Below are 13,299 nucleotides of genomic sequence, written 5' to 3'. Positions count from 1 at the left end.
TGAGCAGAAACGCCTTCGCCGAGTCCTGAACGACCCCGAGGCTGAACCGGGGTGTGTGGCCATAGCTGGAGAATCCCATGGCTGAAGACTGGGCTGCCGACGTCAAGAAGTTCGCCCCGAACGCCGATGACACAGTCATCGCGGGGATCGTGCGCTATTGCGGGATCGCCCTGCAGAGTCGCGATTCCTCCCTGGTCTCCTTCGGCGACCCGGCGGAAACCGCGAGAGTGCGGGACAATTACCTCAAGAAGAAGCTCGGCCTCACCCAGGCCGACGACGTGCTCGAGCAAGCGATCACCGCGGTCGGAGACCGCATGAAGAGCGTCAACTTCAAGAACCGCGTCACGGTCTACTACCTGCTCGCGGAACACTTCGGCGCGCTCGACCTGTTCGGCAAGGCCGGAGCCGGCGCGTCGGCGGCCGCGGGCGCTGCGGCGCTCGGCGCGGCAGGCCCCGGAGCCGCGGGGCTCATGTCGGCCCAGGACAGCGCGAACGACAGGGCGGCTGTCGCCGTGGAGCCGACCGTGGCGCCGGCGCCTCGGCCCACTGCGCCGGTCGCTTCGCAAACCCTGACCGGCGGGTATGGCGCGGCTGCCAAGAGCGGGGGCAAGTCCGGCCTGGGCTGGTGGCCCTGGCTGCTACTGGGCCTTCTCTTGCTGGGACTTGTCTGGTGGCTGTTCCTACGCAACCCCAGCGCCCCGGAATCGACCGAGACCCCCGCTCCGGCGGAGGTGGTGTCGAGCGCTCCTGTGGCAGAGCCGCCCGTCGCCGCGGGTGTTGGCACGCTTGCCGCCGCTCCGCTCGAAGGGACCGTCGCCATTCCGACCGGCGCCGGAGTCACGGCCGAGACCCGCGACGGCAAGCCCGTGGTGAAGGTCTATTTCGACACCGGCAAGACCGACCTCGCGCCGGCGTTCACCGACGCCGCCACCGGGCTGAAGGACTATCTGGCCGGCCATGCCGGCAGTTCGCTCGTCGTGTCGGGCTTCAACGACAAGTCGGGCGACGTCGCCGCGAACGCAGAGCTGTCGAAGAACCGCGCGCAGGCGGTCAAGGCCGCCCTGGTCGCGGCCGGGGTTGCGGAGGCCTCGATCGAACTGGTCAAGCCGGTCGAGACCACCGACACATCCACCTCCAACGCCGCCGCGCGCCGGGTCGAAGTGGTCGTGCGCTAAGGTTTGGGCGTCTCTGGCGGAACACGGTCGTCGAGGCGATCGTGTTCCGCTGCGTCACGCGCCAATGTCCGGGTCACCCCCAGGCAGATCAGCACCTGGCCGGCGAAATAGAGCCCCCAGATCCCGAAGCCGACCCAGGCCTGGCCGGCCAGCGGCCCCTCGCGGGCGAAGATCAGCAGGTCGGAGACCACGAACATCACGGCCCCGATCCCGGTCATCCGCCGCGGGAAGCGGCTGATCCAGGCCGTGGCCGCCATCAGCGCCAGGCCGAGCGCGTAGAGCGCCACCCCCGGCGCCCCGGCCCGGTCGCTCGGCAACAGGAAGGCGAGAGCCACGGTCGCGGGAACCAGGACGGCGGCGAAAAGCCACCGGCTGGGCGCGACCTCGCTCGGCCGGTTGCGCATATAGAGCCAGATGGCGATCAGGTGCCCGACCAGGAAGGCCACCGCGCCGGTCACCAGGCCCGCCGCGCCCAGCAGCACGTCGCCGGCCGCGCCGAAGGCCATGACCGCGCAGATCAACCAGCCGTCCGGCCCGCGCGCCCGCAGGGCCGCATGGACCGCCAGCAAGGCGACCCCCGCACCCTTCCAGGTCAGGCTGGCGGTCTGGGACAGCGGCAGGTCCCAGGAAGCCATGTAGCTGACCCCGGCGACCACCGCGGCGATCAGCGCCACCCGCGCCGGCAAGCTTGTCTGCTGCATGGTTCCCCCGGCGCTCCGCCCTTGCGTGCAGCAGACACCGGTTCGCCCGACCGCGCAAAGCGCGGCTTAGCGTCCAGGCGCGGCCACAGCGCTTGCCTTGCATGGCCGGATCGGCGAGACGACCCCCATGGCCCTTCAGAAGCGAAGAATTGACCGAGCCCAGCGCGTGCGCTCGCAACGAGTCTGGTGGGAACGCCACGGCGCCTTCGTCCGCGGCCTGCTGACCGGCCTGGTGGTCTCGGGCCTCGGGACCTGGATCTGGAGCGCCTTCGCCGCCTGATCGACGAGGGGGCCCGCCGCCGGCCACGATCCGATCGACGCGCGTCATACAAGCAGCAATCCAATCCAGCCGCCCGGCGACCTGAGCGCATAGAAGCTGCCCCGAGCGAACTTTCCGACTCTTTGGAGACCAAGTGCGAAGCCGCGCCTGCTGCGGAACGCAATTCGTGTCCGGTGGTTGGAACAGCGGAGGCTGATCAGGCGCGCCTCTCGGGAGGCCACGACATGACCCACGATGCCCAGCGCGATCTCCCGGAGGCCCCCGCGGATATGCCGCCCGCTCGTCCCGCCCCCACAAATGCTGACGCGACGCCCGACGGCCCCCCCGTCCGCTCCGGCGAGCAGTTCGATGGCGGCACGGACGAGGACGAAAAGGCCGGCGCCGGCTTTGGTGAAGGCGACGACGCCAGGCGTGTGCGCCAGCAACACGGACTGCCCGAGCCCGATTGAGCGCGCCTCCGTCCGGACGGAACCCTGTTGCGGCGGGAGACTTGAGCCCGATTTTGCGCCACCCTGCGGACGATGACCCAGGCTTCGCACTTCCAGCAGCTGATTGACGCCGCGCTCGACCAGCCCGAACCTCAGCGCCTCCTCTTCGTCTTCGCCGCCGCCGAGCTCCCCAAAGACGCCTCGCCGGCGCAGCGCGAGCGATTCCTGCGCGGCCAGGGCGGCGCCCTCGCGCCTTTGATGTGCGTGGACAAGGCGCCTGAGGACTTGCGCGATTTCGCCGTCCTGACAGATGAATCCCGGCTCGTGGGACAGACGTGGAGCGTGGTGTTCGCCGCCGCGCTTTCTGGACGGAATGGACGTCCGCCCGACACGGCCGAAGTCGACCGGGCGCTCGAGATCATGGTCGAGGCGGTCCGAAACGGCGGCTTCGGACGCTTCGCGGCCTATGACGCCGCTGGGGATCCGGTCATTTTCCAGTGATGGAAAATGCGCGTTGTCCCTCGCGGCATCGTTTCCGTGGCCCGGACAACACGACCACTCTTGGGGTCTGCCTCTAGGCCGCGCCGCGTTTCCATCCCCGCGAGCCCGAAGCCACCGAAATTCTCCAGCGGCGGCTCTCGGCGATAAGCTGGTGCGGGCGGCCGGACTCGAACCGGCACGGGCCTTGCGGCCCTACGGATTTTAAGTCCGGTGCGTCTACCATAACTAATTGATTTTATACGTACTTTTACGACGTATTTTCAAAATGTTTAAGAGAGTGTGTAAGTGTGTAAGACATGTGTAAGTGCATGTCCGATGCGTCTAGGAGACCCGTCGCAAAAATTTAGCCTTCAGAGGCGTGCCGATGACCATCTTGCGCGAACGCCTCATGCGGCGGCCTGTCGACGTCCGAGGGTTGGGCGCCCAGGGCGCCGCTCAGCGCCGCGTAGAGGGCGGCGATTTCAATGGGCTTGGCGACGTGCCCATCCATGCCGACCGCGAGGTACTGTTCCACCTGGTGCGCCATGGCGTTGGCGGTGAGCGCGATGATCGGCGTGCGGGCGCGGCCGGTTTCGCGTTCCCGCTGGCGAATGCGCGCCGTGGCGGCGATGCCGTCCATAACCGGCATCTGCACGTCCATAAGGATCAGGTCCCAAGCGCCAGTTTCCCACGCGGCGACGGCGGCTTGGCCGTCCTCCACCACATGGGGACTCACGCCCAGCTGATGCAGCAAGGTCTTCAGCACGAGTTGATTGACCGCATTGTCTTCCGCCGCCAGCACGCGCAGATCGACTGCCGCGTGGTCTTCTGGCGATGGGGGCGCCGGCGAGGCGGCGCGCGCGTCGCCCAGCCGCTCGAGCGGGATTCGCAGTTCGAACCGTGAGCCACGCCCGGTCTCGCTTTCAACGCTCACCTGCCCGCCCATGAGCGCTGCCAGGTCTCGGCAAATTGCCAAGCCCAGGCCCGTGCCGCCAAAACGGCGCGTGGTCGAGGAGTCGAGCTGGTCGAACTTCTCGAACAGGCGGGCCAGCCCCTCGGGCGCGATCCCCGGGCCGGTATCGCGCACCGAGACGGAGAGCTCGCCGTCGGCGTGGCAGGCCGTAACGCGAACCTCGCCGGTTTCGGTGAACTTCAATGCGTTGGAGATCAGATTGTTGAGGATCTGCCGCAACCGGCTGGGGTCGCCTCGATACCGTCCCTGGGCGGCCTGGACGTCGAGCGCGAAGCTCAAACCCTTCTTGTTGGCGATGGCGGTGAAAGCCGAATAGGCGCCTCGCGCCACGTCGCCGAGGTCGAAGTCGACGATCTCCAGTTCGAGCTTGCCGGCCTCGATCTTCGAGAGGTCCAGGATGTCGTTGAGGATCGCCAGGAGGGCCTCTCCCGATTGCTGGATCACCCCCAGACGTTCCCGTTGCGACGGCGTCAAGGGATCGACGGCCATCGCTTGGGCCATGCCCAGCACGCCGTTCAACGGCGTGCGGATTTCGTGACTCATGGTGGCGAGGAAGGCGCTCTTGGCGCGGCTGCCGGCCTCGGCGTGGTCTCGGGCTTCGACGAGGGCCACTTCGTCGCGCTTCTGCGCTGTGAGGTCGCGCATCACGCCAACCAGCCGGGTCGCCCGGCCAACTTCGTCACGGAGCAGCTCTGCGCCGGCGAACGCCCAGATCTCGCGCCCGTCCTTACGCAGGAGCCGGTACTCGGTGCGATACGGAGCCCGGCCCTCCATATAGTCGGACCACGCAGCCTCGACCCTCGGCCGGTCTCGCGGGTCGACCAGGTAGAAGCCATCGGCGACCATGGCTGCGAAGCTCATTGGCTCCTCGAGGAAGGTGGCTGCGGCGCCGTCGCAGGACAGGGCGCCGCCGACGAGATCCATCTCATAGATGTGTAGGTCGGAGATCTCGGCCGCGAGGTGGAGACGGCGCTCCGCGGCTGCGGAGCGCGCCAGGACGTCCTGGGCGGTGTGAAGCGCGGCGCGCGTTTCGCGCTCAGCGGCGGCCGAACGTCCGGTCGCGATGATCAGATGGCCCACGAACACCAGGGCGGCGAGCGTGACGCAGATGGCGCCGATCGGGTCCGGGCGCGCCTCGAGGATGAGCCAAGGGAGGGCAAGCAGCGGCAAGAGGTGTCCGGCCCAGGCGATCAGGACGAGGCGCGGGGCGCGATGGCTGACCATGGCGAGGTTCAGCAGCGCCCCCGCGTTGACCAGGAGCGCGAAGACCGCGGCATGCGCATCCCCCCGCTGAAGGACCAGCAGGCCGACCGAACTGAACACGAAAGATGTCAGAAAGATGCTGGAAGCGTAGGTCGCTCGCCATGCGATCGATGGCGGCGCCTGGCTGTCGCGCGCGCAGACCTCGAGCACCTTCCCGTCGACAAACTGTGTCGTGACCACCGCGGCCAGCCAGACCCAGAGTTCGACGCCCCCGGTCAACGAGTACCCCAGGACTGCGGTGGCGATCGCCAGCAGAAGCCGGAGGCGCGTCTCGCGGCCCCGAAGCTCAGACCACGCCGCGTAGGGATTTGCGCCCGTCATCTGGTCAGACTGACCTTGAGACCTTGAAGAAGTCATTTCCAGGCCAACGCCGCCGCGCGCCAGTTGTGCGCCTGCGTCATCCCGCCACGGCATTGGTGCCGCGGCCTGCGGATCAAAGCCTGATCGAGAGCAGGCAGCTCAATGGTTTCGACCCCAAAGCGCCAGCAGCGGACGTTGGGTTCCTGACCTAGAGCTGACGTTGCAAGCGTGCTTGATTTGCCCGGTCCCTATGCCGGGCGCCAAGCAAGTCGGCTGCGCCGGAGGGGATCGCACACCCGGAATACATGGCCAGCCGTGTATAGTGCAGCCAGGCTAGCCGCCCGCGTCCGGCATGGCGTGAGTCTGGCGCCCCTTCCCCGCCACCGCCCCGTCCATGTTCAGGCGCGCGGACGCTGAGTCCGGACGGCAGTCCGACGTTCGCCAGGCCTAAAGTGCGCTGGCGCAGACCTCGCGGACGCAACCGCGAAGCCAGCGATGCGCGGGATCGCCATCTGATCGGGGATGCCAGAGCAGCGAAACGGTGAATTCGGGCAAGGGAACCGGCAGCCGAAAGCTCGCCATACCGGCCCTCAGGACCCGGGTGTGGCGCTCTGGGACAGTGGCGACCAGGTCCGAACCCCGCGCCAAGGCCAGCGCGGCCGCAAACCCGCTCACGTCGCTGACGATATTCCTACGGATTCCGGCCGGCGCGAACCAGTCGTCGATCGGCGCCTGCTCCGAACCCTGCAGCAAGACGCGGACATGAGTGCTCGCAGCATATGCCGCCATGCTCACCGGTGCTCCGGCAAGCGGATGCCCCGCCCGCACCACGCCCACATACCGATCATCGAACAGTCGCTGGGTGCGGATCTCGGGTCCGATGACGCTTTCGACGACGCCGGTCTCTAGATCTACGCTGCCGTACCGCAACGGCCCGCTGTCCTTGTCGGCCTTGGCGACGAAGCGCAGCCGCACCTTGGGCGCGACGGCCATTACTCGCGACACCAGTTCAGCGCCGAAGTTCTCCACGAAGCCTTCCCGAGCCCGCATTGTGAAGGTCCGCTCGAGACGCGAGAGGTCGAGCCCCTCCACGGGACGCAACATCGCCTCGGCCTCGCGCACCAGAACGCCCACCGTCTCCCCGAGCGCCAAGGCGCGCGGCGTAGGGACAAGTCCGCGGCCTGCCCGGACCAGCAGCGCATCGCCAGTGGCCTCCCGCAGCCTCGCCAGGGTCCGGCTCATTGCGGAGGGACTGAGCTGCAGGCGCTTAGCCGCCTTGGCGACGCTACCCTCGGCGAGCAGCACATCCAGAGCAGTGAGAAGGTTCAGATCAGCGGAGAACATGCCCCCCAGTACCACGCTTCCAGTCATATGTGGCGTCTGACGCACGAATTGAATGCAAATAGTGCGCGTTCCGCCGCATCGACCTTAGCGATATCTCCTGATCGAACCGAAGGAGATCCGCCATGGCCAAGAGCGCCCTGGACAAATTCGTCGAAGCCGTTCGCTCGGATTGGGGCCCGCTTAACAGAGGGGTCACGGCCGCCTGCAGCCGCCATCTAGCAAACCTGCTTGCGGCTGACGGCTCCGAACCCTGGCTGGCCGACCTCCACCATCAGCAGCCGCTGGCCCGAGAGCTATATCGGGATACCGACCACGGTTTCGTGCTCTTGGCCCATACCGAGCCGGCGGGCCTATACCGACCGCCGCATGATCACGGGCGCGCCTGGGTGATCTACGGCGTCCAGAGGGGCGAAAGCGAGATGGGGACCTACGACCGCCTTGAGGGCGCCGACGCGCAGCCCCGCCTGGTCAGGCGCAACGCCACCCGGGTCGCTCCCGGGCAAGTGCAGGTCTACCTGCCGGGCGATATCCACGACACACGCTGCACGGCCGGCCCAGCCCTGCTTTTCCGCTTCACCGAGCGGGACCTGAAGGTTGAGGACAAGGTCGAGCGACGGATCACCCGCTACGTCGAGCGCGAGGGCGTCTGGACGGTGGGCGTGGCATGAGCGGCCGTCCGTTACACGCCATCGCCGCGGTCCTGGCCGCCACCGTCCTGGTTGTTCTGGACGCCTCGATCGTCAATGTGGCGCTTCCGACGCTCGCGCGGGCGCTTGACGTAACACCGGGCGCTTCGGTCCTCGTCGTGACCGCCTACCAGCTCGCCCTTGTCACGGCCCTGCTGCCTTGCGCCGCCCTCGGCGAGAGCCTGGGGTTCCGCAAGGTCTTCATCGCCGGCGTGTCAGTGTTCACCGCGGCGTCCGCCCTCTGCGCCCTCTCCCCATCCCTGCCCTGGCTGGTCGCGGCCCGGTTCGTCCAGGGCCTCGGCGGCGCGGCGGTCATGTCGTTGGGGGTGGCGTTGCTGCGGCAGGTCGTACCCGACAAGTCTTTGGGCGCCGCCATCGGCTGGAATGCGACGGCGGTCGCGCTGGCCTCAGCGGCCGGCCCCTCGATCGGTGCCCTGATCCTGTCCGAATGGGGATGGCCCTGCTTGTTCGCGGTTAACCTACCCGTGGGCGCCGCGGTCCTGCTGGCTGGCCGGGGCCTGCCTCGCCGCCAGGGCACTCGTCGTCGCCTCGATCTCGTCAGCGCCGCCCTCAATGCGACCGTCTTCGCCGGCCTGGTGGCCGGGGCCGACCTGCTGCTAACCCAGGCGGGCGTCTCGATCGTCCTGTTCGCGGCCGCGGCCCTCGCCCTGCTGCTCCTCCTCCGCCGGGAAGGGCCGAAGGCCGCGCCCCTCGTCCCCCTGGATCTTCTGCGCGGCGCCTCCTTCAGGATCTCAGTGATCACCTCGGTCTGCTGCTTCGTCGGCCAGGCGGCCGCCCTCCTGGCGCTGCCCTTCCTCCTGCATCACGATCTCGGTCAGACCACGCTGATGACCGGCCTCTACATGACGCCTTGGCCGCTCACTGTCGCTGTGACGGCCCAGGCGGCAGGTTGGCTCTCCGATCGTGTTCCGACAGCCTGGCTCTGCGGCCTGGGCGGCGTTGTCATGGCGCTCGGCCTGGCCGGCGCCGCCGCCAGCCCAGCTACACTCGGCCCCGTGGCCCTGGCGCCATTCGTCGTCGTTTGCGGCCTGGGGTTTGGCCTCTTCCAGACGCCCAACAACCGAAGCATGTTCCTCATCGCTCCGCCCGAGCGCAGCGGCGCCGCCGGCGGACTGCAGGGCACGGCCCGCCTGACGGGCCAAATCGCAGGCGCGGTCCTGATGACCCTGATCTTCACGACTTTCCCGCTCGCCGCCGCGCCTCGAGTCGGCCTAGGCATCGCCGCAGCGTTCGCCCTGGCGGGCGGTCTCATCAGTTTGCTGCGCTCCACATCGCCTCCGAGACCGCTCGGACCTACGAGGAAGAACGGCTTTGCCTCGCGTTGAGGTCTTCCGCGTGGGATCCGGATGTCAGCTTACCAGCCTCAGCTGAATTCGGCCGGTCCGGTGGCTTCGGGTCCGCCTTGCGCCAGGAGCGGAGATCGGGCCCCAGCCCGGGAGCAGACACTCCCTGCCTTGCCAGCTGATGGCTGCGTCCCCTTTCGGAACCTCGGAGCGTTCGCTCCAAGGATGGGGATCCAGCTCCCAACCGCCAGGACCAAGGGCCGGGTTGCTTGTACGGACGCAAATACCGGTCAGATCCGCCATCTCTTTTGTGAGCGGCCCGCCTTGACACCACGCGGCGCCCGATAGATGTCTTAGATAGGTGGGAGCGAATTAATGAAGATTTTGGGGTGCTGGGTATTGGCCTGTTACTTGGCGCTGTCATGCGCCGCACAGGCTGGAACTGTAGGATTCCAGACGATATCGGTCCCAGTTCCTGGCGACACCTCGATGGTGGGGGCGATTTGGTACCCTGCGGACGCGCTTGAGAAGGATGTCCCACTCGGCCTCTTCCGGCAGTCTGTGTCGCCTGACGCGCCCGTGGCAGGCCGAGGCCACCCCTTGGTGGTGATCTCGCACGGGACCGGAGGATCGTTGATCGACCACTATGATACCGCGCGCGCCCTGGCCCAGGCAGGCTTCGTTGTGGCCTCCATCACCCACACTGGTGACACGCGCGGCGACCGCAGCCGCGCAATGCGGATCACGGAGCGGCCGGGCCAACTCATCCGCCTGATCGACTACATGACCACGGGCTGGTCAGGCCACGGGGCCGTCGATCCCAAGCGCATCGGTGCGTTCGGCTTCTCCTCCGGCGGCTTTACCGTTCTTGGCGCAATAGGTGGCGAGCCGGATCTCACCTTGTTCGCGCGCCACTGCGCTGAGCATCCGCACTTCTTCGACTGCGCGCAGCAGCGTGGTCCCGGAGCCAGCGCGGCCCCGGCCACCTTCGCTCCCGTCGCCCACGACGCGCGTATCCGCTCGGCTGTCGTGGTCGCGCCCGCGCTCGGCTTTGCGTTTGAGCCCTCCGGCCTGAAGTCGGTGTCCATTCCGGTTCAGCTTTGGCGCGCGGAATGGGACACGGTCTTGCCCCAGCCCTATTATGCGGAGGTCGTCCACCGCCTGCTGCCCAAGGCCGAATACCGCGTGGTTCCCGGCGCCGACCACTTCGACTTCATGGCTCCCTGCAGCGACGCCCTGGCGAAGGTGGCCCCGTCGATCTGCACAAAGACCATCGACAGAACGGCTCTCCACAGGCGTTTCAACGCCGCCATCGTGCGCTACTTCAAAAAGACGCTGCACTGAGGGAGATCGATCCTGAGGGGTTGAACAGCGACGTCCGCCTTCACCCATTTCGGACGGCAAGCGCAGCGGCGATCGGGATGGTCCGCGGTGCGCCATGAAGAGACATTGGGACCAGTGCGGGAAGTGGGCTTTCGCAGATCAGCGATGAAGGTCGGCTTTCTGCGCGGTGACCGATGCGGGATTTCGACCCTAACCGGAGGTTCCGAGAGGCCGCTTGGCGGGGGCCGCCCCTGGCGCTGCTGGTTGTACCTGCTGGCCTGGTCGGGTGGATCCGGGGTCCTGCCGGACAGCCGGTTCCGCACCCGGAACGCCACAAGGGCCGCGAGGGCCAGCACCGGAAACACCAGCCCGCCCGGGGCCGGAAACAGCATCCATCCCGCACCGAGCCCAAAACCGCCCAGGCCCGCCGCCATCAGCCCGGCCAGCAGAATGTTCGGCGCCGCATGGCCAGCGGCGGCGGCCAGCCAGGTCCCGGCCCGTTCCTGCAGGGTGGTGAGGAGTTCGCGGTAGATCAGGCAAGAGACGACGAAGGCTGCGATCATCGCCGGCGGCCCGGCTTCCAGGTCCGGGAACAGGCCGACCCGGAACCACACCGGGATGAGGTGCCACGCGGCCCAGACGAGACCCAGCAGCAAGACGCCCCACCGGCGGCCATGCGCGCGGGTCGCCAGGGCGACGCCAGCGGCCGCCCAGCCCAGTTCTTCCAGCAGGCTGGTCAGCGCCGAGATCACCGCAGCCAGCGCCACCGCCCCGGGGGTCGTTGCAGCCGCCTGGAACTGGGCGGCGCCGAAAACCAGGGCGACGGCCACTGCCCCGGTCGCCACCAGCACCGTCACCGCGGCCGCGACTCCGACGCGGCCCCAGTTCGCGGCACCCCGGCCCCGGTCGTCTACGCCCATGTTGAGCGCAAGGCCGAATGCCGCCGGTCCAAGTATCAGGGCCAGCTTTCCAAGGTCGGTCGCGTGCGGGTCTCCGGCGGCCATCAGCAGCGCGGGCGCGCCCAGCACCAAGACCACGAACACCCAGAACCTGATCCCCGCCCACCCCATGGCGCCAAGCTCCACCTTCCGCGCCGGCCGTCAAGCGGAAGGCCTTAGGCAGTGCGGCGGCGACGGGATCGGTATCGCCCGCCCGACCGCATGACGTCTCTACATGCGCGTCGGCGGCCGCCGCCTGGCGGAGCGGGTGGGCCTCGTCCGGACACCGCTCCACCCCGGGCCAAGGTCTTCTACCCACCCGACTCCGCGTTCCGACGTCTGCTAGTCGGCTCAGATGCTAGCTTGACCGTCGAACGGCTGCTCGGCGCCACTTCCGGACATCGCCGCAGCGCCGGCAAGCAGACCTTGCGTGTGACGGCGCCCCAGATCCTCAGACCCATGAGCGGGACGGCCTACATCCCCACGACACACCGGAAGCTGCTGGCCAGCATCGGATCACCCCGCCCATCGTAGCGCGGCCATGTTCCATATTCGCAGAGCGGCCGGCTTCGGGCCTTGGGGCCGACATCGGCGATGGTCTGGGGACCCGGCGAGACCCCCTCCTCGACCCACGCCTCAAGCACGCCTATCGCGTCCCAGGCGGGGTTGAACGCACTCAGGCCTGCCGGGCCGTGCCCATAACCAGGAATGACGTAGAACCTCGCGAACCCTCCGACAGCGTCGGTCCCCATGACCGTCTGAAGCCGGTTCCAATAGGCCGCCGTAGACCGGGGACTGACGATGGGATCGGCCAGGCCATGATAGAGGATCAGCCTCCCACCCCGGGCCTTGAACCGGGTGAGATCCACGGAATCGGCGTCCAGGAGATCGACCACCTGGTTGATCCGGCCAACGCGCCGTCCGGGATGCTCTGGATCGAGCGCCAAGGGATTGAAACCGGCATCCCGGGCGATGACGAAGCGTGCGAATTGATCCCAGAAATGGGCGATGACCGGCATGGTGGCGACGGCGGGGTGAGCGGGCAGCGTCGAGGCCATCTGCTGGTCACCGCGCAGATCCGCCCCGGCGAACACCGGAAACCCTGGATAGGACCTCTCCCGCCCCCGCGTCCGATACGGGTAGCTGATCTTCGCGTCGTACCTGCGCAGGGCCAAGATTTGTGGATCCGACAGGCAGGTGTCTTTCGCCGGTCCAGCACATCTGAGCACGGAAGGGTCGAAGTCGCAGGCGTCGACATTGGCGATCAGGCCGTCTTTGAGCCCATCGAGGCCGTCGCACCTGGCCATGACCGCGTCGAACAGGAGGGCCTGCCCGGCCGGCGGCAGATAGGCGCCGGGCGCGGCGAAGCCGTTCATCACGGCCCCGAACGTCAGGGCCGTCGTACCGGCGTTCCAGAAGGGAAAGGCGACGATGACGCCATCGAAGTCATCGGGCCAACGCTGGGCCACCAGCAACCCCTCACGACCACCGTTGGAGCCGCCCGCAAAATAGGTGCGGTCCGGGGTCTGGCCGTAGGCCCGCGCCATAAGCTTGATGGCGACATCGCGGGTCTTCTTCAGGGCCGCCCCGCCGAAATTGGCCAGGGCCTCGTCATTCACCGCAAAGGCGGCGTCGACGGCGGGAATAGGTGCGGCGCCGGGAACCGCCTGGTGTCCGGAGTCGCTGGCGAAGACCGCGTAGCCCCGCAGCAATGGCGGAACCACGTGGTCGAACGGCTCGCCCAGCATTGGACCGCCGGTGTCAGGGATCACCCCGTCGAAGCCGCCGCCGCCCATCATTAGGGCCTTGTGGTTCCAGGCCACGGGAAGGTCGAGCGCGAAGCGGATCTGCGGCGCGGCGTCATCCACCGGATCAATGGCGCCGCGCACCTCGCAGTACGCCGGCGTCGCCCGACCACGCGCGCCGCGGGCCCTGACCATCCTGGCCGAGATCACGCGGGCGCCCCTGGTGGGCAGGCCGATCTGGTCGGCCGCAACGGTTTGCCCCAGCAGAGCCTCGCAGATTGCCGGTGGCGAGGCCGCCGACGTACCCGCAGCTAGGAACATGCCCAGACCGAAGGCTGCAAATCCCAACCAAGCGCGGC

At 68.0% G+C, this 13,299-nt stretch carries 11 protein-coding genes; 6 read left to right on the top strand and 5 right to left on the bottom strand.

All coding sequences use genetic code 11. The features are described from left to right. The first annotated feature begins 77 nt into the window (after positions 1 to 77). A complete protein-coding gene (locus M9M90_RS07125; RefSeq protein ID WP_254836472.1) occupies positions 78 to 1,175 on the top strand; it encodes a DUF2853 family protein in 1,098 nt (365 codons plus the stop codon). Here M9M90_RS07125 and M9M90_RS07120 read toward each other — a convergent pair. Continuing rightward, complete coding sequence (locus M9M90_RS07120; RefSeq protein WP_254836471.1) at positions 1,172 to 1,876, bottom strand: lysoplasmalogenase; 705 nt, start codon at positions 1,874 to 1,876, stop codon at positions 1,172 to 1,174. The genes M9M90_RS07125 and M9M90_RS07120 overlap by 4 nt on opposite strands. A gap of 504 nt (positions 1,877 to 2,380) precedes the next feature. Between M9M90_RS07120 and M9M90_RS07115 the strand changes: the two genes are divergently transcribed. Together M9M90_RS07115 and M9M90_RS07110 are read left to right on the top strand one after the other, a co-directional pair. Next, entirely contained in the window at positions 2,381 to 2,605 is a 225-nt protein-coding gene (locus M9M90_RS07115; protein ID WP_254836470.1) for a hypothetical protein, read from the top strand. 72 nt (positions 2,606 to 2,677) lie between these two features. Further along, the gene (locus M9M90_RS07110) at positions 2,678 to 3,085 is read left to right on the top strand and encodes a ribonucleotide reductase subunit alpha (RefSeq protein ID WP_254836469.1); all 408 of its coding nucleotides are present in this window, start codon (positions 2,678 to 2,680) and stop codon (positions 3,083 to 3,085) included. Positions 3,086 to 3,428: 343 nt separating this feature from the next. On the opposite strand, the gene M9M90_RS07105 is transcribed toward M9M90_RS07110, so the two are convergent. Next, complete coding sequence (locus M9M90_RS07105) at positions 3,429 to 5,519, bottom strand: PAS domain-containing hybrid sensor histidine kinase/response regulator (protein WP_254836468.1); 2,091 nt, start codon at positions 5,517 to 5,519, stop codon at positions 3,429 to 3,431. A gap of 528 nt (positions 5,520 to 6,047) precedes the next feature. Next, positions 6,048 to 6,944 (bottom strand): LysR family transcriptional regulator, encoded by an 897-nt coding sequence (locus M9M90_RS07100; protein ID WP_254836467.1) that lies wholly within the window; start codon positions 6,942 to 6,944, stop codon positions 6,048 to 6,050. A gap of 122 nt (positions 6,945 to 7,066) precedes the next feature. On the opposite strand from M9M90_RS07100, the gene M9M90_RS07095 reads away from it, so the two are divergent. The 3 genes from M9M90_RS07095 to M9M90_RS07085 all read left to right on the top strand — a co-directional run bounded on the left by M9M90_RS07095 (position 7,067) and on the right by M9M90_RS07085 (position 10,278). Then, the gene (locus M9M90_RS07095) at positions 7,067 to 7,612 is read left to right on the top strand and encodes a hypothetical protein (RefSeq protein WP_254836466.1); all 546 of its coding nucleotides are present in this window, start codon (positions 7,067 to 7,069) and stop codon (positions 7,610 to 7,612) included. After that, entirely contained in the window at positions 7,609 to 8,976 is a 1,368-nt protein-coding gene (locus M9M90_RS07090) for an MFS transporter (RefSeq protein WP_254836465.1), read from the top strand. Before M9M90_RS07095 ends, M9M90_RS07090 begins: the two co-directional genes overlap by 4 nt. A 591-nt stretch (positions 8,977 to 9,567) precedes the next feature. Continuing rightward, complete coding sequence (locus M9M90_RS07085) at positions 9,568 to 10,278, top strand: dienelactone hydrolase (protein ID WP_254836464.1); 711 nt, start codon at positions 9,568 to 9,570, stop codon at positions 10,276 to 10,278. Here M9M90_RS07085 and M9M90_RS07080 read toward each other — a convergent pair. Together M9M90_RS07080 and M9M90_RS07075 are read right to left on the bottom strand one after the other, a co-directional pair. Next, entirely contained in the window at positions 10,254 to 11,327 is a 1,074-nt protein-coding gene (locus M9M90_RS07080) for a CPBP family intramembrane glutamic endopeptidase (protein ID WP_254836463.1), read from the bottom strand. The two genes, M9M90_RS07085 and M9M90_RS07080, sit on opposite strands and share 25 nt — an antisense overlap. Before the next feature lie 341 nt (positions 11,328 to 11,668). Next, a complete protein-coding gene (locus tag M9M90_RS07075) occupies positions 11,669 to 13,261 on the bottom strand; it encodes a tannase/feruloyl esterase family alpha/beta hydrolase (RefSeq protein WP_254836462.1) in 1,593 nt (530 codons plus the stop codon). Positions 13,262 to 13,299: the final 38 nt, after the last annotated feature.

Origin of the sequence: Phenylobacterium sp. LH3H17 (assembly GCF_024298925.1) — a bacterium.
In the GTDB taxonomy this organism is placed as follows: domain Bacteria; phylum Pseudomonadota; class Alphaproteobacteria; order Caulobacterales; family Caulobacteraceae; genus Phenylobacterium.
The sequence above is the reverse complement of the archived record's forward strand: the minus strand, read 5'-3'. Positions and strand labels throughout refer to the sequence as shown.